This window comes from Paraburkholderia fungorum (genome assembly GCF_046027215.1).
GTDB classification, from domain to species: Bacteria; Pseudomonadota; Gammaproteobacteria; order Burkholderiales; family Burkholderiaceae; genus Paraburkholderia; species Paraburkholderia fungorum_D.
This window is the reverse complement of the sequence record NZ_JAQQEN010000002.1, coordinates 3,117,562-3,139,755: the sequence shown is the minus strand read 5'-3', so window position 1 is coordinate 3,139,755 and position 22,194 is coordinate 3,117,562. Positions and strand designations below refer to the sequence as shown.

Annotated in this window: 22 protein-coding genes; 9 read left to right on the top strand and 13 right to left on the bottom strand. The window is 60.2% G+C overall.

Features of this window, described 5'->3' with window-relative positions; translation table 11 throughout:
* Nucleotides 1-28: 28 nt before the first annotated feature.
* The 7 genes from PQR27_RS34500 to PQR27_RS34470 form a co-directional block, all read right to left on the bottom strand.
* Entirely contained in the window at nucleotides 29-1,174 is a 1,146-nt protein-coding gene (locus PQR27_RS34500; RefSeq protein WP_408528015.1) for a porin, read from the bottom strand.
* 145 nt (nucleotides 1,175-1,319) lie between these two features.
* Entirely contained in the window at nucleotides 1,320-1,676 is a 357-nt protein-coding gene (locus PQR27_RS34495) for a Rieske (2Fe-2S) protein (RefSeq protein WP_408528014.1), read from the bottom strand.
* 136 nt (nucleotides 1,677-1,812) lie between these two features.
* A complete protein-coding gene (locus tag PQR27_RS34490; protein ID WP_408528013.1) occupies nucleotides 1,813-2,373 on the bottom strand; it encodes an RBBP9/YdeN family alpha/beta hydrolase in 561 nt (186 codons plus the stop codon).
* A gap of 112 nt (nucleotides 2,374-2,485) precedes the next feature.
* The gene (locus PQR27_RS34485; RefSeq protein ID WP_408528012.1) at nucleotides 2,486-3,334 is read right to left on the bottom strand and encodes a TauD/TfdA dioxygenase family protein; all 849 of its coding nucleotides are present in this window, start codon (nucleotides 3,332-3,334) and stop codon (nucleotides 2,486-2,488) included.
* Nucleotides 3,335-3,344: 10 nt separating this feature from the next.
* On the bottom strand, nucleotides 3,345-4,325 hold the full coding sequence (locus tag PQR27_RS34480) for a quinone oxidoreductase family protein (protein ID WP_408528011.1): 981 nt from the start codon (nucleotides 4,323-4,325) through the stop codon (nucleotides 3,345-3,347).
* Between the two features lie 112 nt (nucleotides 4,326-4,437).
* Nucleotides 4,438-5,757: an MFS transporter gene (locus PQR27_RS34475; RefSeq protein WP_408528010.1), complete on the bottom strand. Its 1,320-nt coding sequence runs from the start codon at nucleotides 5,755-5,757 to the stop codon at nucleotides 4,438-4,440.
* A gap of 155 nt (nucleotides 5,758-5,912) precedes the next feature.
* The gene (locus PQR27_RS34470) at nucleotides 5,913-6,968 is read right to left on the bottom strand and encodes a beta-keto acid cleavage family enzyme (protein ID WP_408528009.1); all 1,056 of its coding nucleotides are present in this window, start codon (nucleotides 6,966-6,968) and stop codon (nucleotides 5,913-5,915) included.
* A gap of 242 nt (nucleotides 6,969-7,210) precedes the next feature.
* Between PQR27_RS34470 and PQR27_RS34465 the strand changes: the two genes are divergently transcribed.
* A complete protein-coding gene (locus PQR27_RS34465) occupies nucleotides 7,211-8,212 on the top strand; it encodes an AraC family transcriptional regulator (protein ID WP_408528008.1) in 1,002 nt (333 codons plus the stop codon).
* A gap of 456 nt (nucleotides 8,213-8,668) precedes the next feature.
* Complete coding sequence (locus tag PQR27_RS34460) at nucleotides 8,669-9,952, top strand: hypothetical protein (RefSeq protein WP_408528007.1); 1,284 nt, start codon at nucleotides 8,669-8,671, stop codon at nucleotides 9,950-9,952.
* Nucleotides 9,953-10,924: 972 nt separating this feature from the next.
* On the opposite strand, the gene PQR27_RS34455 is transcribed toward PQR27_RS34460, so the two are convergent.
* Complete coding sequence (locus PQR27_RS34455; RefSeq protein ID WP_408528006.1) at nucleotides 10,925-11,233, bottom strand: DUF4148 domain-containing protein; 309 nt, start codon at nucleotides 11,231-11,233, stop codon at nucleotides 10,925-10,927.
* Between the two features lie 415 nt (nucleotides 11,234-11,648).
* On the opposite strand from PQR27_RS34455, the gene PQR27_RS34450 reads away from it, so the two are divergent.
* A complete protein-coding gene (locus PQR27_RS34450; protein WP_408528005.1) occupies nucleotides 11,649-12,287 on the top strand; it encodes a dihydrofolate reductase family protein in 639 nt (212 codons plus the stop codon).
* Between the two features lie 180 nt (nucleotides 12,288-12,467).
* On the opposite strand, the gene PQR27_RS34445 is transcribed toward PQR27_RS34450, so the two are convergent.
* Nucleotides 12,468-12,851, bottom strand: a complete 384-nt coding sequence (locus tag PQR27_RS34445; protein ID WP_408528004.1) for a transporter suffix domain-containing protein — start codon at nucleotides 12,849-12,851, stop codon at nucleotides 12,468-12,470.
* A 473-nt stretch (nucleotides 12,852-13,324) separates the two neighbouring features.
* Between PQR27_RS34445 and PQR27_RS34440 the strand changes: the two genes are divergently transcribed.
* From PQR27_RS34440 to PQR27_RS34430, 3 genes are all read left to right on the top strand, one after another.
* The gene (locus PQR27_RS34440) at nucleotides 13,325-14,482 is read left to right on the top strand and encodes an FAD-dependent oxidoreductase (protein ID WP_408528003.1); all 1,158 of its coding nucleotides are present in this window, start codon (nucleotides 13,325-13,327) and stop codon (nucleotides 14,480-14,482) included.
* 245 nt (nucleotides 14,483-14,727) lie between these two features.
* Nucleotides 14,728-16,017 carry an MFS transporter gene (locus PQR27_RS34435; RefSeq protein WP_408528002.1) on the top strand — a complete coding sequence of 430 codons (1,290 nt, stop codon included), beginning with the start codon at nucleotides 14,728-14,730 and terminating at the stop codon, nucleotides 16,015-16,017.
* Entirely contained in the window at nucleotides 16,014-17,774 is a 1,761-nt protein-coding gene (locus PQR27_RS34430; RefSeq protein ID WP_408528001.1) for a winged helix-turn-helix domain-containing protein, read from the top strand. The genes PQR27_RS34435 and PQR27_RS34430 overlap by 4 nt, the downstream gene beginning before the upstream one ends.
* 126 nt (nucleotides 17,775-17,900) lie before the next feature.
* Here the strand turns inward: PQR27_RS34430 and PQR27_RS34425 are convergent, their stop codons facing one another.
* A complete protein-coding gene (locus PQR27_RS34425) occupies nucleotides 17,901-18,152 on the bottom strand; it encodes a hypothetical protein (protein ID WP_408528000.1) in 252 nt (83 codons plus the stop codon).
* 317 nt (nucleotides 18,153-18,469) lie between these two features.
* The gene (locus PQR27_RS34420) at nucleotides 18,470-18,919 is read right to left on the bottom strand and encodes an ester cyclase (protein ID WP_408527999.1); all 450 of its coding nucleotides are present in this window, start codon (nucleotides 18,917-18,919) and stop codon (nucleotides 18,470-18,472) included.
* A 326-nt stretch (nucleotides 18,920-19,245) separates the two neighbouring features.
* Here PQR27_RS34420 and PQR27_RS34415 point away from each other — a divergent pair, with 326 nt between their 5' ends.
* A complete protein-coding gene (locus PQR27_RS34415) occupies nucleotides 19,246-19,443 on the top strand; it encodes a hypothetical protein (protein ID WP_408527998.1) in 198 nt (65 codons plus the stop codon).
* A 264-nt stretch (nucleotides 19,444-19,707) separates the two neighbouring features.
* Nucleotides 19,708-20,505, top strand: coding sequence for a substrate-binding domain-containing protein (locus PQR27_RS34410; protein WP_408527997.1), 798 nt, complete (start codon nucleotides 19,708-19,710; stop codon nucleotides 20,503-20,505).
* 173 nt (nucleotides 20,506-20,678) lie between these two features.
* Here PQR27_RS34410 and PQR27_RS34405 read toward each other — a convergent pair whose 3' ends face one another.
* The gene (locus tag PQR27_RS34405; protein ID WP_408527996.1) at nucleotides 20,679-21,353 is read right to left on the bottom strand and encodes a hypothetical protein; all 675 of its coding nucleotides are present in this window, start codon (nucleotides 21,351-21,353) and stop codon (nucleotides 20,679-20,681) included.
* Between the two features lie 372 nt (nucleotides 21,354-21,725).
* Complete coding sequence (locus PQR27_RS34400) at nucleotides 21,726-21,935, bottom strand: hypothetical protein (protein WP_408527995.1); 210 nt, start codon at nucleotides 21,933-21,935, stop codon at nucleotides 21,726-21,728.
* An 87-nt stretch (nucleotides 21,936-22,022) separates the two neighbouring features.
* Between PQR27_RS34400 and PQR27_RS34395 the strand changes: the two genes are divergently transcribed.
* Nucleotides 22,023-22,193: a hypothetical protein gene (locus PQR27_RS34395; RefSeq protein ID WP_408527994.1), complete on the top strand. Its 171-nt coding sequence runs from the start codon at nucleotides 22,023-22,025 to the stop codon at nucleotides 22,191-22,193.
* Nucleotide 22,194 lies beyond the last annotated feature (1 nt).

Genomic DNA, 22,194 nt, shown 5'->3' with positions numbered 1-22,194 from the left:
ATTGCTCCGCTTGATGAGGGTGACGGAATCAGAAGTTATGGCGCAGACCGATCATGGCCGCAGTGGTGGAGGTGCCCGGCGCAACCGGTGCCCCATAGATGATCGTCTGGTTCATCGTCCCCTTGTTGTCGACGTAGCCGACTTGCGCGTACACCTTGGTCCTTTGGGACAGGCTGTATTCGGCACCCACTGCGATTTCGCTCGAGTGATTCGCTGAATGATTCCGGTCCTTCAGGTAGTAGTAGCCGGACGTGATCTTGAATTGCGGATTGAACTGGTAGCCGAGGCCACCCGACACCATTTCGAAGTCAGCAGTGTTGCTCTTCGCCGGGTTTTTGCCGATGCCGTACGAGGCGGACATGGAAAACCCGCTGATCGTATACATCGCACCGAAATAGTAGAAGCGATTGTTGCTCTGGCCTGTCGCCGGCACAGCCGGCGCCGCCGGATAGGTCAGCGGGAACGGATTGGTGTCATGTCCGTTGTAGTACACAGCGGACAGGTTCAGTCCGTAGTTCGAATACTTGAGCACAGCCGACTCACGCGTGCCGCCCTGAAACTGTCCCGCGACGCCGCCCGGCGCGTACTCAAGCGCAAGCGATGCACCATAGAATTTCGGCGAATTGTAGACCAGCGCGTTGCTGTCATAGAGGGCGCCGATTGGAGCGTTCGTGCTGGTACCGGGCCAGCCGGCCGCCTGATTGATGCCGAGCCACGCAGTCAGGATGCTGCCGAAATACTGTGCCCCGCGTACGTCTGTTTCCGCCATCGCGTAGATCATCGGGATGATCTGCCGGCCGGCGTCGAACGTGCCAAACGGCCCGGTTGCCCCGATTGTCGCGAACTGGTTGAAGATTGCGGTCGTGCCCGGCGTATCGGACAGCCCGACCTTGCCGTTCGTGGTGTTAAACGTGCCTTGCAGCTTGAAGGTGATCTTGTAGCCACCGCCGATGTCCTCGCTTCCCTTCAGACCCCAGTAGCTGGAATAGATGCCGCCGTCCTTAAGTTGGTAGAAATGCCCCTGGTTTTGCGCGTTCGGCAGGAAAGTTGCCGCCGAGGTGCTTTGATACAGGAGCCCACTGTCGAGTACGCCATAGAGCGTGACCGAAGACTGGGCATGGGCTGCGCTGGAACAGATTATCAGCACTGCCAGGCTGCATGATTTCAATTTCATTGTGTCTCCTCCAGATTTGAGGCCCGCCGGGTGGACCCGGCAGTTTATGGTTTGTTACTCGAATGAAACTGTGTTCCTGCCGCGCCGATGTCTTAGGCCGACAGGTAATTCCCCTGAATATCTGTATGTTCCCGCGCGGGCTGGATCAAGGTGTCGCACTGCACGCCGGTGCGTGCGCGCAACGTGTGGCCGGATCTTCAAGATTCACGACCAGCTTGCCGTCGATCGCCCGAACCGGGAAAGTGGTCAGGCTTAACCCGCCTGCGCCTGGCATGCGGCCAGTGCGCAGGTCGAAGCGTAGACCGTGCGCCGGACAACGCAGCATGCACCCCTCGAGCTGACCGCTTGCGACCGAGGCCCCGTTGTGGGGACACGAGTCGTCGATTGCGTGGATCGTGCCGTCGATGTTGAACAGGACAATGCTGCGGCCATCGACGAAGGCCAGTTTTCGCTGACCGGGCGCGAGTTCATCGACCGCGCCAACCGGTATCTGACGTGACATTCTCAGCTCCTTTAAGGCGGGACACGGTCGTGTCCAGATTGCGCTTGCCGATAGACAGTTCAAATCGAAGAAGGCCTCGATCACCAGGCAGGGCCGCTCGCCCGCTTCCCGACCTGCCTGTGCGGCCCAGTTCTGATCAGACAAGCTCATGGATCAGTGTCTCCGCCATCGGCCATTCACCAAACCCTGCAGCAGGATTCAGGTGTCCGACTTCGCCGAGGTCGATAAGACGACTGCCCCAGTGCTTCGCCATCGCCGCCGCACGCTCGAACTGCGCGAGCGGATCGTTGCGGCTCGCGCCGACGATGCTCGGGAACGGCAGCGGCTTTCGTGGAACCGGATGCCATCCGTTCCGGGCCAGCGCGTCAATAGCCGGATAGCCCGCCGGCAGCGGCGTCTCGAGGTCGGCAGGAGTGGCGAGCAGCGCACCGTGAATCTTGCGGCTGTGCTGCTCGGCCCAGTGCACCGTAATCATCACGCCCGCACTGTGCGCGACCAGGATCACCGGGCCATCGATTTTCGCGAGGGCGGCATCGAGCGCCGCAACGCGCGCAGCGCAACTGAGTTTGTCGTGCTCGAGCGGTGGCACCGAGGCCACCTTGGGCAACTTCCGCTCCAGCAGAGTTTGCCAGTGCTCCGCGACGTGGTCGCGCAAGCCGGGCACCATCAGAATGGTCGGCGTCGTATCGAGAGTCATGAAGCGGTCTCCTGTCGATCGGAGTTTGCGTGTCGGCTGGAGTTAGCGCTTCAGCGCTTACTCCAGTCCCATAGCGCGCTACTCCGATCCCATGCAGATGGTTGCGGTCCGATCAGTACGGCTTGTCGCCGATAATTCCGGCGCGCTCCATCTTGCGGTGACACGGCGGGTAGTCCATCACTGCATAGTGCTGCGTGCTGCGGTTGTCCCAGATGGCGATGCTGTTGGGTTTCCAGCGCCAGCGGACCTGGTACTCGGGGATGCAGGCCTGGCTGATGAGATAGCGCAGCAGGTCGCCCGCGCCCGGACTGGCGTCCTGCCCGAAGCGCACGCGCGCCGGTGTGTGGTAATTGGTGAAATGGGTGGTGAAGGCGCTCACAAACAACACCTTCTCTCCGGTCTCCGGGTGCGTGCGCACGACCGGATGCTCAGCGTCCGGGAATTGCGTTTTAAGAGCGAGACGTTTTTCGATCGGCATCGCGGCTCCGAAGCTCGCCTCGATGCTGTGGCGGGCGCGCAGGTCAGCGATCTGGGTCTTGATGTGATCAGGCAGGTTCTCGTAGGCGAGGACCATGTTTGCCCACATCGTGTCGCCGCCGACTGGCGGGCACTCCACGCAGCGCAGGACAGCACCGAACTGCGGTGCCTCGCGCCAGGTGGCATCCGCGTGCCACGCGTTTTCATACCGGTCGTTGGGCTGGTCCGGGTTCTTGTAGATGCGCACGAGGCCCGGATGTTCCGGGTCGCTGCCGGCGACGGGATGGTCTTCCAGTGCGCCGAAACGGCCAGCGAATGCGACATGCTCGCCGCGCGAAATGTCCTGATCGCGCAGGAACAGCACCCTGTGTTCAAGCAGCGCCGCCCGGATGCCGGCAAACAGGCTGTCATCGTGAATGGCATCGGCGAGATTTACGCCGACCAGTTCCGCACCGATGGCACACGTCAATTGTTCGACTCGCATAATCTGCTCCTCAGATAACGAAGACCGACGAGCCGGTCGTCTTGCGCGATTCGAGGTCGCGGTGGGCCTGCGTCGCGTCCTCCAGTGCGTAGCGCTGGTTGAGTTCGATCTTGATGCGGCCTGCAGCGACATGCCCGAAGAGTTCGCCAGCCAGTTCGTTCTTCTCGACGGGGTCGGCGATGTAGTCCGCCAGCGCGGGCCGCGTCAGGTAGAGCGAGCCCTTCATCGCCAGCATCTGCGGATTGAACGGCGGGATTGGCCCGGACGCCGTGCCGACGCATACCATCAGGCCACGGCGCCTGAGCGAATCGAGCGACGCCTCGAAGGTATCCTTGCCGACGCTGTCGAACACGACGTCCACGCCCATGCCATGGGTCAGTTCGCGCACACGCTTCGCAACATCCTCCCGGCTGTAGTAGATGATGTGATCGCAGCCATGCGCGCGGGCCACCTCGCCCTTGGCCTCGTTCGATACCGTGCCGATCACGGTGAGACCCAACAGTTTGGCCCATTGCGACACGATCAGACCCACTCCACCGGCGGCGGCATGCATCAGGATGGTGTCGCCCGCCTTGAAGTCATGAATGCGGCGCATCAGGTACGAGGAGGTCAGCCCTCGCATCGTCATGCCGGCAGCTGTTTCGCAGGAGATCGCATCAGGCAGCTTGATGAGCGGCGCGGCCGGGATCAGGCGTTCTGTACTGTAAGCGCCGAGTGTGTTGAGAAAGCCGGTATAGGTCACGCGATTGCCGACCGCAACGTTGGTCACGTCGGGGCCGATGGCCTCGACTACACCTGCAGCCTCGACGCCCATGCCCGCAGGCAGCGGCACGGGGTACAGGCCGGTGCGGAAGTAGGTGTCGGCGAAATTCAGGCCCACTGCCTCATGGCGCAAGCGAACCTCTCCGGGGCCGGGGTCGCCCACTTCAACGTTTTCATAGCGCAATACTTCGGGACCGCCGGTTTCATGGAAGCGCACTGCTTTCGCCATGTCAAATCTCCTTTTCATTACTCAAACTGCGAATTTGTTTCGCCTGTGATGGGCTGCCCAATTTGCTCTCAGACGCACTTGCCAGGTCTAAAGCGCGCGGTTGACCGTCGGGTCAGCTCCCGGCCTGCTCACGCAGCGCACTCAAGCGATCGAGGTCGACGCCATAGTTCCGCTTGCCGATGAAGAAGGCGATTGCCGCGACCATGGGGGCGAACGGCACGAGTTGCAGCGCGCCGAGCAGTCCGATCCGGTCGGCCACGATGCCCGTCAGGACGGCAGCGGGTGCCAACCCCAGCAGGTTGTTCGCCAATGTCAGGGTGGCAAACGCCGATGCATGGATCGATGGTGGGGTAAGGTTCGCCACCATCGCACCCGAGGGGCCGGTCGCGCCGGCGCAGAAGAACATGCCGGCGCCGATCACGACGAGCTGTGCCGGACCCGCCGGCATGCGGAAGCCGATTGTGAGCAGCACGAAGCAGATCAGGCAGAAGGCGACGGCGGTGCTCCACTTCTTTTCCCGCGCATGCTTGCTAAGCCGGTCGGCCAGATTTCCGCACACCACCATGCCGACAGCGGTGACCAGCACGAACACGGCCGCGCCCATGGCCGCCTTGCCGGCAGGCATGCCGTAGTAGCGGTTCAGGAAGCTGGGCATCCACGCCCATACAGCGGCCGGAACCAGCAGATGGATGCCGCTGCCGACGTAAGCGCACACGACCGACTTTGTTGAAAAGAGTCCTTCGATCAACGTGCGCAAGCTCTTGCACACACCGGCGCCGTGCGTCTGACGGCCCACGTTAGCCGGTTGCAGCGGCGCGAGTCGCTTTTCGGTGATGGCAAACCGGTAGAAAACGACCAGCACGATTCCAAGCGCCGCCATTGCGCCGAACGCCGCGCGCCAGCCGAAGCGAGCCGCGACGGCACCGCCTAGCGCCATGCCCAACACTGAACCAAACGCCCCGCCAGCCATGAACGCGGCGGTGAGCGTGGCGCGCAGCCGCGCCGGAAAGATGCTGAGGACGACTGCGATGCCGACGCTGCCATAGGCGGCTTCACCGATGCCGACGAAGGCGCGCGCGAGTAGCATCTCACCATAGTTCGTCGCGACCGCGCAGCCGAGTGTCGCGAGACTCCAGATCGCCGCCATCAGCACAATGCTCTTCACGCGGCCCCAGCGGTCGGCGAGTATCGACAGCGGAAGGGTGAGCACGCCGACCATCAGCGCGACCACGCTGCTCAGCGAACCAAGCCGGGTGTCGGAAAGGTTCCATGCCGCCTTGAGCATCGGAAACACCGCATTCAACACCTGCCGCGACATGTAGTCGGATAGCAGCAACCCCACCGTCAGGACAAATACCACCCACGCATACGCGTGCACGCCTTTTTGCGTCGTCGAAATATCGCCCGTCATGGGCTCGGCATGCGTGAGCATGAGTTGTCTCCTTCGTGTCCAGCTCATTGGCGACCGCCTTTGCCCCGCAGGACAAAGGCAGCCTTTATGGATACTGCGAAACTCTCCCCGGCCTGGCCGGCGAGCCCTACCTCTGAAGCCCGGCGTCCGCGAAACGTCAGCCGCGCTTCAATCCCTTACGCCGCGCGCAGCGGCAGGTTCTTCACACCGGCCTTGCGATTCGGCGCCATGCCATTGGCCGTGAGTGTCTCGTCGACCGTCCTGTACTGCACGCCAATCCTGTAGATCGCGCGCGCTTCCTTGCCGCTCGCGATTTCACGGCCCAGTTCGCGCGCCACGCGCACACACTGCTCGATCTGCTGCACCGAGCTCATGCGATTGCCGTGCTGGTCAATGATCGTGTCCTCGATGCCGCAGCGTGGATGCAGGCCCATGGCCATCGCCATCATGTTGAACGGTAGGACGTTCTTCAGCAGCGACTCGGCCGTGATCGTGCCACCGTCCGGCGCGCGGTGGACGAAGTTGAAGAAGTTGTGCGGGTTCGGACCGTCGAAGCCGCCGCCGATGCCGATCCACGTCAGGTTCAGCGGCCCCTTGTAGACGCCCTTGCGCACCAGGCGGTCGAGCGTTTCGAGCGCATGGATACCGGTAAGCTGGAAGTGCGGCTGGATGCCCGAGGCCTGCAGGCGGCGCAAATGCTCCTCAACCCAGGCCGGACCCGCGGGCACCGTCATTTCGCTGTAGGCGGCCATTAGCGCAGGATTGGACAGCGACGTGCCTTCCAGGTACTCCGGATAGAGCAGCTCCATGATGTTCATCTGCGTGGTGTTGATCGCGACCGTCACCTGATCGGGCTTCGGGTCGAGATCGGCCAGCATGTGACGCGTGTCGTCGGACAACCACTTCGCGGCCTGGCCGTCGTCTTCCGGTGCAAACGAGATCGAGCCACCCACCTGAATGATCATGTCCGGCACGGCTGCACGCACGCCGGCGATCAGTTCGTTGAACTTCGACAGGCGCTTGGAGCCCTTGCCATCCAGTTCGCGCACATGCAGGTGCAGCACCGTCGCGCCGGCCTCGTAGCAGTCGACGGCCTTCTGGATCTGCTCCTCCATCGTTACCGGAATGTCTTCCGGAAAGTCTTCGGGCATCCATTCCGGGCCGTACGGAGCGGTCGTGATAACAACCTTGTCCTGGTTCTCAGGGTGCAGCGAATCGTCGAGGAATTGCATCGTGTTCTCCAATATGAGTACGGTGTTCCGACGCTCGCGACACGGCTGGCCGCATGAAAACTGGTCGGAACATGATGAACCGTTGAGATCCCACGATACGGCAATCCTGCGTTACACTTTTATGATACGGCGCCATTCTTTTAGCTTTTCATGCCACTACGCGTTAACACCGGTGCGTGCGGCAGACCTTTCAATACCAGCCGCAGGAAGGCCGCCTGCGAGGCGTACGCGGAGACAAAGCGATGGAGACGATGTTGCGCTCGATAGCCATGAGCGGCTATTTTGATGTGACGCGGCGGGTCGGACTGAACCCGGTCGAGCTTGCGCAGCAGGTCGGGGTCGATACCGCGGCGCTCGCGAATCCGGACGATCGCATTCCGGCAGCCGCCGCGTGCCGGCTGCTGGAACTGACGGCCGAAAAGGCGTCATGCCCGACGTTCGCGCTGCAGATGGCCGAGACCCGGCAGAAGTTCGGTACCGGTGTGGTCAATGTCCTGCTCGCGCACAAGCGCACGCTGCGCGAGGTATTGCTGGCCGCGGCTGAATACCGGCATCTGTTGAACGAAGCTCTCGCTGTGTATGTCGAGGACATGGGCGAAACGGTTACCATCCGCGAAGAACTGGTCGTCGAACCGGGGACCCCAACGAATCAGGCGATCGAACTCGCGGTCGGTGTCCTCTGGCGCCACTCCAGCGCTCTGCTTGGCGATCATTGGAAACCACGCTCGGTCCATTTTGTTCATCAGGGATCGAAAGACCTGACGTTTCATCGACGGTTCTTCGGCTGTCCGTTGGAGTTCGGCAGCGATTTCAACGGCTTCGTGTGTGCGGCCGCTGATCTGGACTACCCGAATCCCTCCGCTGACCCGGAACTGGTGCGCTATGCCGAGAGCCTCGCGGATTCACTCAATGTGACCGGTGTCGATTCGACCGCGCTGGAAGTGCGCAAGGCGATCTACTTGTTGCTGCCTGTCGAGCAGGCCACCGTCGAACGGGTTGCCCGCCATTTACGTCTGAGCGTTCGCACCATGCAGCGCCAACTTGAACTTGCGCATACCAGCTTCTCGCGCCTGGTCGAGGAAGTCAGGGGTGAACTTGCCGTGCGGTACATGAGCAACCCACGCTATCCCATCGGGAGGGTGTCTGCACTGCTTGGCTATTCGCAGCAGGGTTCCTTCACAAACTGGTTTAATTCACGCTTTGGTGTGACACCTCGTGACTGGCGCAACAGCCATTTGAAATGAGCGCGCTGTGCCTTGGCGCCTTCGCGTGCGCTAGCTGGAAATTAGGATTCCGGATGTAAATTGCGCACCCATCTGGCACTAGCATGTAGAAATACCGGCCACCACTGTGGCCCCAAAACTTATATTCAGTTATACAAATCGTTTTTAATTACATCGAAAGCGGCATTGCGTCAGACTCGCATATTTGCGACATAAAAAGGCGCAAAGTGTTGTGGTTCATTTGGTTCGCTTTCTGATGACATCTGTTACGATAAATTTGCGCGTATTGGACATTTTGAAGCGATTTGTTCGCCATGTATTGGCATCCGAATCCGGGCGATTTGCACACGTCGTGCAATCGCGGAACTGGCGACTGTGTGTTGTCTCGGTCTATTGATGCGTCTCTGACGAGGCGCTTGGTCCGAACGTGATCTGGTGCACCCAATTCCTCTTTTGACTGCCAGAGCGGAGAGAGACATGTTGATGGGATTGAGGTCACGGTTGGTCGCTATTGGGGTCTTCCTGATATTGACCGGTTGCGGCGGAGGCGGAGGCGGCGCGGGCACCGTCGGCGCGCCGGGTGCCGCCGGATCTATCGGCTCGGAAGGGGCAACGGGAGCGGCGACCCCGGCATCAGGCGCATCAACTCCGGCGTCCGGTGCATCAACTCCCAGTGCTGCGACTCCCCCGTCAGGCGCATCGACTCCCAGTGCTACGACGCCGACACTGGCCTCCGCAACACCGGTGATCGACGGTACGACGCTCGGTGATGCTTTCTGGCCTGCAGGCTCCACGTCGTCGGGTGGCCTGGGTCAAACTGTGAGCGGGCTCAACTGCGCCCTGCGTAGCAGTGCCTATACGTACACGCATCTGTCCATTTATCAGAACGGCCGCCTGCTTGCGCTGCCGGGCAACGTTGGTGTGGTCGAGCCGACCATGGCTGCCCCGACGGGCTGCGCGTATCCGCTGCACACGGTGGATTCAACCGGCAAAATTCACATGGACGCGAGCACTCACGCGTCATACACCCTCGGTGAGTTCTTCTCGATCTGGGGCGAAACACTTGACACGACCAACGTCGCCGGAGTTGCCGGCGGGTCCCTCACAATCTATGTGAACGACGGCGGCACTGTCACGCAATACTCTGGCGATCCTGCAACTCTTGTTTTGCCGCCGCATGGCGAGGTGACGATCGAAATCGGCACGCCGTTGACCCAGATTCCCACGTACATATGGACAGATCCACCACCATTCGATCCAAACGTGATCCCGCTCGTGTATGGCGGTGTGGTGGGCAACACTTTTTGGCCGAACGGCAACACGCCGACGGGTGGCGCCGGTCCGGCAGTTGACGGGCTGATCTGCGCGCCCAATATGAGCGTGCTGTATCACGTCCATGCACACCTCGCCATTTTCAAAGATGGCCAGTGGCTCGCGATGCCCGCAAATATTGGCATTCTGCCGCAGTGCGACTATGAAATGCACACACACGATCAGACCGGCATCATCCATATTGAAACGCCAACTTTCAAAACCTTCACGCTTGGTCAGTTCTTCGATATTTGGGGCCAGCAGCTTACCAGCACGAATGTGGCCGGCGTAACTGGGACCGTGGTCGCATACATCAACGATAATGGCGACTCGCGCCGCTACATGGGTGATTTGCGCGACATCGAGTTGACGTCGCTGCGCGACATCACCTTGCAGATTGGCACACCGGTTAGCACGCTGGGCACCTATTCGTGGTACGAACCGCAGTGATTGGAACGGACGAAATGCGAGTTTGACCCGCCGCCAGAAATTTGCACGACGCGGGGGCACGATGCGTTGCTGGGTTAGATGGAAGCGTCCGCTTGGAGTATTGACAGTTGATGTGCGATTGATCGGGGTGAACTACTGGGATGGGTTGTGCGCGGGCAACTCCCGGGATGGGTTGTGCGCGGGCAACTCCCGTGATGATGATGACGATAGGGAGGACGTCTCCTATGTCAGTCAGAAGTTTTATACCCCCCTTCAGGCGACCACGATCCAAGTGATAGGACAGTACGGCGTTGGAGTGGTTTCGCGGGAAGGGCAAGCAAGATTCGTCACATTTCGTCTAGAAGCCTGTGACACGAGTGGTCTTTCCCTCAATCCCCGCGCATCGTTGCAGGCGCGTATAGAGGACTATTTCGAGCGTTTCGCGGACCATGTGCATAGGCTGTTCCACATGCACTTCAAGGTTCGGCCCGCTTTGTATGTCCAGTTTGATGGGACATCGGGCCGGCTACCATGGCACGCCCCGCTCAACCTGGAACAGCCAGAGACAATGCGGGACTTTCTGATTTCGTCCAAGCAGCCTATGAACGGCGTACCCGCTCCGGCTCTGCGATTGACCTATTGTGTAACCGCCTCCGTGAACCAAGCGAGGATTGGGGTACTTTCAAGGCCCTCGATCGAAACACATCGGATCTGACATTCATCTACGAACAGCGCTGTAGCACTGAGATTCAACGAAACTCCATGGAGATGAAATGACGTGGGTTGTCGGCTTCAATGTGTTCGACGGTGACTACGCCTCATGTGGCCCAGGATCTCGTCCGGACGCTGATGATCGTTGGTCCCTTCCTGCATGCCGTTTTGAATAGCCGTTCCCGGCAAGTTTGAACGTCCCTTGCGGGTCGACATCAAACTTTTCGCTTCGCCAGGTCGGCCAAAGAGTGGCAGGTGAATTGAGCCCAAATGGGTTTAACGTCAAGCCGGCGGCGCCTGCTGGCATTCCGCCTGGAACCAGCCGTCGACCCGGCGCTGTGCCGCCTGTAAATCCTCCGGGTAATACGGGTCAAACCACCTGGATGGGTCGTAGCCAGCTTCCCTTAGAGCCGCCAACTCGCTGCGGTTTCGCTCCGGAGTTGGAGGCGCGTTGTTCCTGAGCGCGGCCAGGTCGCGGCATTGCAATTTGCTCAAGTGCGCCGCGTTTTGCGGGCTGCCGCCTGCCGCGCAGCCAGCGAGCCATAAAACCAACGCGCAAAGCATCGGCCCCTTTTTCGGTTGGTACTCCATGTCGCGTCTCCTTCCATTCAATCGACACTGTACAGCGGCGTCAAACGGCGGATAAGCGGAAGCCGACCCGGCGGGGAATAGTCGAAAAAAAGCCGACCGGGGTACGGTCGGCTAAAAGATTCTGGCTATTCCGAGGGCCGTGCCAGAACCTGAGAGAGCCACATTATGCCGCACTATGCCGCGAACCGGCACAGCAAAGACAATTCGCTCCCAGGACGGGATGTGCACCGGCGCGTCGGCGCCAATCACTCATGCCAACCAGCCGTTGGTGGACATTGCGCGGCCACCAGGCGACATTCAGTCAATCGCTCCAAAGCGGACATAGGGACGATCTGCAGACCATTCTCCGATATGCTGCTTTATGCATTTCATTTATTGGAGTTAGGCCGACATCCGAACATGTGAGAGGAGAATCATGAGTAAAGTATTCGTCAACATTGGACTTAGCCTCGATGGCTACATGGCACCGGAAGGAATGACCATGGAGAACTGGGATACGCCTGAGTACAAGAACTGGGGCGCCAAGTGGGGCGCGCTGATGGCCTGGATCCTCAATCAACAGTACTTCCGCGAGAACCTCAAGCTCGGACCAGGGGGAGAGACCGGCCCGGTCAATGATCTGCTTCGCAGCACCACGGAGCGCATCGGTGCCAACATTATGGGCAAGCGAATGTTCGACCAAGGCGAGCGCGCCTGGCCAGAGGAGGCTCCGTTTCACACACCGGTATACGTTCTTACCCATGAGAAACGCGAACCGTGGGTACGCCCGGGTGGGACGACCTTCTACTTCATCAATGAAGGGCCGGAGCGTGCCCTTGAGCTGGCTCGGGAATCCGCAGGCAGCCGTGATATTCGTATCGCGGGCGGAGCCGATGTGATCCAGCAGTACCTGACCATGGGTGTCGTTGAAGAGCTGGAAATCGCCTTGTCACCCGTGTTGTTCGGCGGTGGGCGGCGTCTCTTCGAGAACCTGGGCGAGCCCGGGCCGCAGTTTCGCATTGACAAGGTTCTTGATGGTCCAGCTGCCACGCACTTGCGCTATGTGCGTCAGTAAGGGCGGCCTAACAATCGGTTGCAGCGGACGGGCCGCGGCGCGGCCCGCGAGCTCAGGTCTTGGGCACCATCGGGCACGGTTCGACTATGAACGGCCGGTCGACATCGATGCCTGGATCGTTTCAATCGTTTTCCTTGCGTAGCACGCAGGCCCGCCTCGAGTATCCATCCCCCGTGGCGCTCACGCAGCGCTACTATCAGAATCATCTCGCTGCTTAGCGCGCTGGCGTCCACGACTTCCGACTGACCTCACTAACCCGATCACGTGGCGGACAGCCCCCGCAGTCCTGGTAGGCGCCAGACGTGTTGCATGGCCCGTCACGGTCGCCTTGAGCCGTTGAAAGCCGGGCTTGCCCATCACCGCTGCACAGGTAATAAGCAGAACCTTGTTCGCGACGAGAATGACGCCCGTCAGTGCAGCCATGGTTTTTACGGGCGTGCCCAGAGAAGCGGCGATCGGCACGACCGGCAACAACGCGAAAGCAGCCACGAAGATGCCTATCCCAAGTTTGAAACGCCATCCGTTCGTGGGTGGTAAGCCGGCTTTGATGTCTGACGAAGTCATGATCCTAGCTCCGCTTCTGATGCAAATAGGCTGTCTGGATGAGAAGATTGGGATAAAAAGGATACCTTAACGATTGAGATAGACTCCCGGTAAGAGTGAGGCGCTGAATATTACAGACTGGCTTCGTGAAACAGTGGGCCCGCCAAATTAATCCATCTACGGGTGCGGCGGCATAGACACTATTCCATAGCGTGATGAAGCCGATCTTCACCTGCGCTCGATTCCCGTGTTGGACTTCCTCCAGGCCGAGCGCGACGGCTATGCTGCCTCGCACCGGCCTGTGCGATACTTGGCTCTCGAAGACCGCGAAAAAGCGGCTGTCTACATCGCCTTCCGGGCTACGCAATCAGACAGCCGCGTACACGCCACCAAGCATCTCTAGCGAGGTCGGCCAGCGTTTCCCCCGACATATGTCGGACCTTCTGCGAACGTTCGCGCATCCACGCGCATGTTCGTAGTCATCGGAACGCGCCATGAACAGCGACCTGGACCACTCCTCTCCATTGAGAAATCCCCGCATCGCCATCGTCGGTGCCGGCCTTGGCGGACTGACGCTCGCACGTGTCCTGCACGTCAACGGCATCCCCGCGACGATTTATGAAGCCGAAGCCTCGCCCGATGCGCGAGCGCAGGGCGGCTTGCTCGACATCCACGAATACAACGGCCAGCTCGGGCTGAAAGCCGCAGGCCTCCACGACGCGTTTCGTGGCCTCACGCTTCCGGGCGAGGATGCCAAGCGCGTGGTCGACAGGCACGGTAACGTCCTGCTCGAAAAGCCCGGCTCGGGCAGCACGGCCAGGCCTGAAGTCGACCGAGGCGCGCTGCGTCGTCTCCTGATCGAGTCACTGCCGGCCGACGCCATCCGATGGGGCCGCAAGCTCGTACAGGCAAACCGCCGCGCCGCCGGGCAGCACCATCTGGTCTTTGCTGACGGCTCGACGACCAGCACAGATCTGCTGGTCGGGGCCGACGGGGCCTGGTCGAGAGTTCGTCCGCTTCTGTCTGCCGCAATGCCGGCGTACGTCGGCACGACCTTCGTCGAGACCCGTCTCTTTGACGGCGACACCCGACACAAAGGCAGCGCGAAGGCAATCGGCAGCGGCACGCTGATGGCGGTCGAACCGGGCAAAGGCATCCTGGCGCACCGTTACGCAAACGGCACCCTCCATACCTACGTCGCGTTGAACAAGTCGGAAGCGTGGCTCGGCACGATCGACTTTAGCCAGCCGGCCGCCGCACTCCGTCACCTTGCAAACGAATTCGAAGGCTGGGCCCCACAGTTACGGGCGTTAATTACCGACAGCGATACTGTGCCCGTCGTGAGGCACATTCATGCCCTGCCGGTCGACCACCGGTGGGATCGCGTTCCTGGCGTTACGCTTGTGGGCGATGCCGCCCATCTGATGTCGCCGTTTGCTGGCGAAGGGGCCAACCTCGCCATTTATGACGGTGCCGAACTGGGCCACGCGCTGCGCGACCATCCCGGCGACATAGAGGCCGCATTGGCAGCATATGAAAGGGCGCTCTATCCTCGCAGCGCCTCCTTCGCTGACCAGACAGCCCAGAATCATCAGCGCTTCTTCGGCGACGATGCTCCTCTGAGCGTGGTGGAGCTGTTCTCTGCACGCTAGTCGCCTTCGATCACGAATACTCGAGAAGCTGACACGGGGTTTATCAAAACAATAGTCGTAGCGCGCGTCGACCAGTGCGAGCATTCGAGAATGAAACTGTTTGCGATTAAGGTGGAACTCGACATCCCGTCGGGCACCCAAAAGGGTTAACGTACCCGACAGCGGCACCCGACAGCGCAATTGGTTTCGACGAAAATATCAGGGATTCCATGCTCGACGATTCGCTCCCAATCCGAAAGGAGTTCATGACAGCGCGCCAACGGTGGACCATTCTGGTCGCCAGTACCGGTGGAGCGCTGGAGGTATTCGATTTCGTCATTTTCGGATTTTTCGCACGAGCCATCGGCAATGAGTTCTTTCCATCACGAACTGGCATGGCGGCGGAGACCTTGTCGTATGCGGTGCTGGCCATCGGCTACCTTTCAAGGCCGGTGGGAGGCATCTTTCTTGGCCGGTTAGGCGACACGCATGGCCGGCGCCTAGTCTTCGTGTCGTCAGCGATGATCGCCTCCGTTTCGACACTCCTCATTGGAATACTCCCTTCATACGCCGTGTGGGGCGCGTCCGCCCCGGCGCTTCTTCTCGTGCTGCGGCTCATCCAGGGTCTCTGCCTCGGCGGTGAGCTGCCAGGAGCAGTCGTCTATGCCGTTGAAACCGTGCGCGGAAGGCCTGGTGTCCTGTGCGGCATCGTGTTCGTCGCGGTTAACCTTGCGTTGCTTCTGGCGACGAGCATTAATCTTGCAGTGCAATGGGCGTTCACACCCGAGCAAGTCAACGCGTTCGGATGGCGGATTGGCTTCCTGCTTGGTGGGATGGTCGGGCTGTTGAGCTTTGCCCTGCGCCGGACCCTTGCTGAGACCGACGAATACGCGCGTGCCATTGGTGCCCGCCATCGCGAGCCTCTCGTCGTCCTGTTTCGCAACCATTTCTCCCGCCTGACGACAGGCGCTGCCGCGTGTCTGCTGGTGGGTGCGTCGGGTGGCATCTTTATCGGATTCACGCCAGGTTATCTGCAAGGCCTTCAATACGACGCGCAGCAGATCGCGAGTGCCCAGACGCGGTACCTGATCGTCGTGGCAGTCTGTATTCTCGTGACGTCGTACGTTGGCGACCTGTTACCGCGCCGTTATATTTTCAGGTCGGGAGCCGTCCTGTCCGCGCTGTTCGCGCCCTTGTTCTTCATTGCGGCCGCCCGTCACTACACCAGCCTGTCTGTGCTGTTTCTGATGGCCGGCGTCGTCGCCTCGCTCGCCAATGGAACCTTCGCGTGCGCGATTGCCGAATTGTTTCCAGTCGAAGTCCGATTCAGCGGCGTTGCCACGGCCATGAATCTCGGTCTGGCCACCTCGCTGGGACTAACACCGCTCGCGGCGAATATCCTCGTTTCCAGTCTGCACTGGACGGCCGCGCCCGCTCTCGTCATCGTGATGTGCTCAGCGCTTGCATTCGCGGCTTCATTCGGGATGAAGCGCGAGCAACAGCGCGCTGACGTCGTCGATGCGAACAGGAATTCGCGACGGCAGGAGTGCCGATGAACACGCCAGAATCCATCAGGATTGCGGATGTCGAACTCAACATTCAGCGCTACGAATTGCGCCGTGCAGGCGAGAAGATCAGGCTCGAGCGTCTGCCGATGGAGTTGCTGATCCTGATGGCATCACGTAACGGGCAACTCGTCACGCGTGCGGATATCGTGCGAGCGTTGTGGGGCACAAATGCGTATCGAGAAACGGACAACAGCATCAATACGGCGATCCGGAAAATTCGCGTCGCGCTTCATGATGATCCAGTCAACCCGCAGCACGTCGTCACGGTGAAGGGCAAAGGCTATCGCCTGAATAACGTGCGGCCCGTGTCGGAAGAATCGGTACCCGCCCCGCAGGAAGCCGCGCGGATACTGGTCCTTCCATTCGAAAACCAGACCGGCGATTCCGGCCAGGACAGTTTCTGCGACGCGCTGGCCGACGAAACCTCCGCCAACATCGGCATGCTGGATCCAGAGCGCATCCTTGTCATTTCGCGGACGACCGCCGCCCGCTACCGGCGGGCCAGCAAGAGTATCGCGGAGATCGCGCGAGAGCTGTCGCTCGACTATGTGCTGGAGGGTTCGCTAAAGCGCGACGGCGCGAAGATTCGCATTCTGGCGCAACTGATACGTTGCGTCGATCAGGTGCAGATCTGGAGTCGCGCGCATGAGCCGACGGTGAGCGGAGCGCTGGAAATCCAGAAAGAGGTTGGAATGGCGCTCGCCCAGGAGGTATCGCCAGCGCTCGCGGAGCAGCAGCGGCACATGCTGGTGAGACGTTTGCCGGTCGATCCGGCGGCGCATGATGCATATCTGCGTGGCCGTTACTACTGGACCCGTCGGGTGCACTTCGACGCAGGATTTGCCGCGCATCACGCGCTGGGCGACGAGGACTTCGTTCGCGCGCGGGGCTACTTCGAGCGCGCGCTTGAACGGGACCCGACTTACGCGCTCGGGTATGTGCGGATGTCGAACGTCCTCGGTGCCGCATCGACACACGGGGTCTGTCCACCGTCGGAGGGCCATCCGAGAGCGCGGCAGGCGGTGCTGCGAGCACTGGAACTAGATGCGGATCTTCCTGAGGCTCACCAGGCGCTAGCCGGCGTGCACTACTTCTATGACTGGGACTGGCACCGGGCAGAGGAGGAGTTTCTCGAGGCGTTACGGCTCAACCCGAGCCACGCCGAAACGAGCCGCCTGTATGCAAGACTCCTGTTGGTGCTCGGGCGAGAAGCAGAAGGCAGAGCCCAGTTTGAACTTGCCGAAAGGGTCGACCCGCTCGGCTGCGAAGGGTCACGCATATTTGGGCTCGTACAGGCGGGCAAATACGGCGAGGTGATTCGGGAGTGCGTGAGTAGTGGACATGGCAACCGCTCCCCGCTGACCTATCAGCTGCTGGCTACCGCCTATGAACAGGAGGGCCAATATGAGGAGGCTGTCGAAGCGACGATCGATGCGCTAACGCGGTGCAACGAATTCGCCCGCGCAGAGACCATTCGCACGATCTGGGACGCCGGGGGCTACAAAAAGATCCTGGAATGGTATTTGCGGGACTTGATGGCGAGGCAGCAAAGGCGCTATACATCGCCGTTTCTGTTCGCGGAAATTTACGCACGGCTCGACCAGCAGGACGAGATGTTTCATTGGCTCGACGTTGCGCTTGCCGAACATTCGCCGCGCCTGTGTGAACTTCGCACCAATGCATGGTTCCATCGCTATCGGTCCACGGGGCGGTTCCGAAACATCGAAAAGCGCATTGGCTACTGAGCCTGCGAGCGAAGCCGCATGACCCGACGAACGAGTCCTGCATGCCAGCCACCGTTACGCACCATGAGTGTTTTCGCGTGCACTCATCGTGCGGGACGGCGGTCGCGCAACACCGTCGCGCGGCAGTCAATGGTGGGCGAACGTCGTGCTCAAGCCAAGGCTTTGCTCTGCGGACTGGTGGAATTTGCTGAGGTCCGGGTAAGCCTGTTGCCGTGCTGGACTCATTGCCATTCCTGTTTCACCTCTTGACGCATCGGTAACGCCTCCGACATCCTGGGCGGACGTTGCAGTGCCCGACGGCACGGGCTTGTCTTGCGCCTGCGCATATCCCAGCAACATGCCGATTGCACAGATTGCCACAATTCGGATCGTCTTCATGTCAATTTCCTCCTATCCACTCGTGCGGAAACGGTCAGCGCATGGCTGGCCGTAAGGCGATCCCAGACGGTTCCCGCGAGAATGCGGCGTCGCGTTGCTATCGCTGCGTCAATACTGCGATCTAGCCGCCTTCTGCACCATCGACTTAACCTGAAGAAATCGTTAACACGCCTCCGACGATCGGCGACGGTTTCAACGCGGCGCCGTCGTCGAGTCGCAGTTCGCATGCGCCATTGCCATCTCGCACCACCCGGCCGGTTGTCGGGTTAAATGCGTACAGCGTTGCCTGATGACCGGCAGAAGCACTTCGCCTTAGATCACGCCGCGTTGATGAGTCCAAGTTGCTGCAGCGCGGTCACGCCGTCGTCCAGTCCGATCTCTTCAACTATCTTGCCGTCTTTGAGCCGCAGCACGGTCGTGCCCGTGAAACGCATTTTCCGGCCGGTTGCAGCAGGCAATGATCCAATGAGGAAATCGTCGAATGCCGGACCCGTATGTGTGCCACCACCCTCCCAGCGGCCAACTACATAGTCCCCTTCGGCGATGAGATCAGCAGCGCCCCAGAAGTTAAGGTCCGGAAACGCCTCGCGGAAACCGGTCATGAATGCCTTGATATCGTCGCGGCCACGGCGCGGTTCGTGCAGTGAATATTGAAGAAGCATGTCGGGAGCGGCAAGTTCATCGACGATATCGAGGTTGCATGTCTTGCCCCAGAAATCGGTAAACCAGCGGCCCACGACGGCCTTGTTGTCATCTTCCCTGGACATGGTGAATTCCTCATTGACGGTGGTTGAGAGAGGGAAGCGAAATCGCTGCCCTCAATCCGAACGATAGGGTTTCGATCAGTCAGCCGCCCCCCGTTTCTTGCGGCAATACTCGAGAAGCCGACACGGGGTTTATCAAAACATTAGACAGCAAGAATCGGAGTGCCCACGTCGCCCCCCTGCCCTACCTTGTTCATTCGATCGCACAGTAGACGAGGTCGACGGACGAAGAATGGTGCGCTCGAATCACATCAATCTTGCGGGCGCCCGGTTGCCAATTCGGTCATAGGCATAGGGTTCGCCTGTCCTTCATTGACTGGAGTTCAACCATGCTGCCATTTCTCTCGCTTCATGCCCTTGCGGCCCAACGCGGCGATGGACTGCGCCCTGAACTTAAAGCCTTGTTCGAACGCCATGCCGGGCTGGCGACGGGTCTCACCGCTACCATCGAGCCTGTCGAGACAGAGTCTCCTGCCGAGGCGGTAGACGTCATTGCCGACGTTCCTGTGAAGGTGCAGACAGGCTAGTATGGCGTGGATAACATCAACTACGAATTCCGCCATTCGAAGCGATCGTCGTAGCCACTTGAGGCGCTGAAAGCGACGTCGACGAAGCCCGTCGCACAGGGATGGTTGTGCGCGGTAGCGATCGCGCAAACGGCGGCATCGAGGGACTCCGAATTGGCGCGGCATCGGTGCTGCGCGCGATGCTACGCTGCTGGCTAACATCATGAGTGGCGTCCAGACTCGATGCGTGTCTGGACTGGATCATCCATCGACATGGAGCGGGCCATGATTTGCCGCAAGCTGAGGGTTCACGCACGCGTATTCTGCGTCATGGGCGCATTGTTGGGCAACGTCGCGGCCTCGGCAGATGAAGTTAAGGTGATGATTTCGGGCGGATTTTCGTCAGCCTATCGCGCACTGGGTCCACAATTCGAGCAGGCGGCCGGCGAAACGCTGGTCACCGTCTGGGGGCCTGCGGTGGGCACGGCCGCGAATGCCATCCCTGTGCGACTCGCGCGGGGCGAATGGGCAGACGTGCTGATCGTGGTCGGCTATGCACTCGACGATCAGGTCAACGCTGGCAAGGTCGTGTCTGGCAGCAAGGTGGACTTCGCACGCTCGGCAATCGGCATCGCGGCTCGCGAGGGGGCGCCGAAGCCGGATGTCAGCTCGGTCGACGCATTGCGGCGCACGCTGCTCGCCGCGAAGTCGATCGTCTATCCGGGCGACGCGAATGGAGTCTATATCGGCAGCGAACTATTCCGGCGTGTCGGTATCGAGGAGCGGGCGAAGAGCAAGAGCCGCATGATCCCGTCCGAGCGGGTTGCCAATGTCGTCGCGAACGGCGAAGCGGAGATCGGATTTCAGCAGATCGTCGAGCTGTTGCCGGTGGACGGGGTGACGGTGGTTGGCAATTTGCCCGCGGAGGTCCAAAGGTACACGGTGTTTTCCGGGGGCATCTCCACCAATGCCAGAAATCCAGCGGGCGCAGCGGCCCTGATCCGTTTTCTGTCATCGCCGGACGCGGCCCCCGCGATTGAGGGAACCGGGCTCGAGCCGCTAACGCCGAACACGGCGAACTGAGCGAAGCTGTGAGCCCGGCGAGCCGCCGAGCCAGGTGACGGCCGGATCTTGCGAGAGAGGCCATGAAGGGACGTTCGTCCAGCGCATTGCCCGGACATTCAGGCGTCGGCTGTGCCCAGGTTACGGACCTTCGTGCGCTAACCGGGCGAGCCGCAATCTATGCCGCGTTGCCCCTATGTTCCGCGAATGGCGTCTTCGGAATGCTTGATAATGAGGAGTCCAGTTACGGATTTTAACAGCGCCGGTTCGAAGTACTCTGTCTTAGCGTGTACAGCCCTGAGAATTTCAAGACAACGTTGCAGTTTCTGCGGCTCACACTTGAACAGGTCTCGCGCCCTGCCAACTTCTACATCCATTTCATACAGTTTCTGTGCGAAGGGCGATAGGACCTCGAACTTATCCGGCGCCACAGCTGCAACTGATGCCTGGAGGCCGACCAAGTCACTCAGCACAGCGACCATGTCCTTGTCATATAAATTGAAATCCTCCGCAGATAGCGAGTTCTCTGGCTGGGTTGCACTCCACGACAGCCAGGAAACGAGATGATTTCCAGAGGCTAGCTTCTTTGCGAGGTCCACGACAGCGACGTTAACTGTCTTAACGAAATCTTGTTCGCGAGATAGTCTGCTTTTGATTCCTTCGAGCGCACGGTTCAAATAAAACCCTGCGAGCAGAACTATTAACGCCAATAGACCTTTGTCAAGTACCGTGAGCATCACCTGCTTCGAAAATTCGCAATTGTTCATTTTCTGATCCTTGATTTTCTCGAAATCTGGGAATGCCAAGGGAGACAAGGCGCGCTGCGTCGACTTGATGGTGGGTGCAGACAGCGTGCCCGGCGTCTTCACGCTACGCGGCTGGGTTGGTCGCGTCGGTGCGCTGGCACACGCCCAAGGCGGACGAACAGGCGCGTGTTTCAATACCGATAACTGCTGTTAGCGGCATTGCGTCTAATTGCACGAAAATGACCAATAGCGGCTTGTCGTTAGTACTTGCGCCCTAGTTAGAAGTTCTCTCCATGGCAAGGCTATTCCGCACCCTGCGCAACATAACTACTCGTGTGACCGATGCTCCCCAGAAAGCTGCCGCCGGAGCCTTGCTTGGTCCAGTGGCGGAAGTGGGTCGATCAAGGCATGTCAGCGTCGAGCCGGATTCGGCCGATTTCGGACCTTCGGCAAGCGCGCGTGAATGGTTGACAATCCACACCGGGCGGTCAAACGTCAGTTTGAACCGTGGCGGACGCAACGCCACAGAATCTCGTGGATCGTGCATTGGCCAGATGGCCCGCGTTCGTCATGGACAGGCAGGCAGAGACCGCAATCCCAGTATTGAACGGTCAGCTCTTTCTTCACGGAGACCTGACTCGCCTGCTGCTGGTGGATGCCACCGGCACTGATTTTCGGCTGCATACAGAAGCTGGCATTGGTCATCGCCCCGGTCGACCCATTCGTCCTTTACCTTTGGCGGGAAGGCGTCGAAGAAGCAATTAGAACGGTCTCTATAGAACGGGGCCCCGAATGGTGGGCAAGGTAGCGCGCGTCGGTCTCGTCGCGACTGTGCTAGAGCCCACCATCCTTCTTGATCGCGGTGGTATTGGCCAGATGGACCACGACGCCGGCCAACTCGAGTATCGAACGGTGTTTTTCGAGCGGGACGAACGGCATCATCGCATCCAGCCGTTGCTGTGAC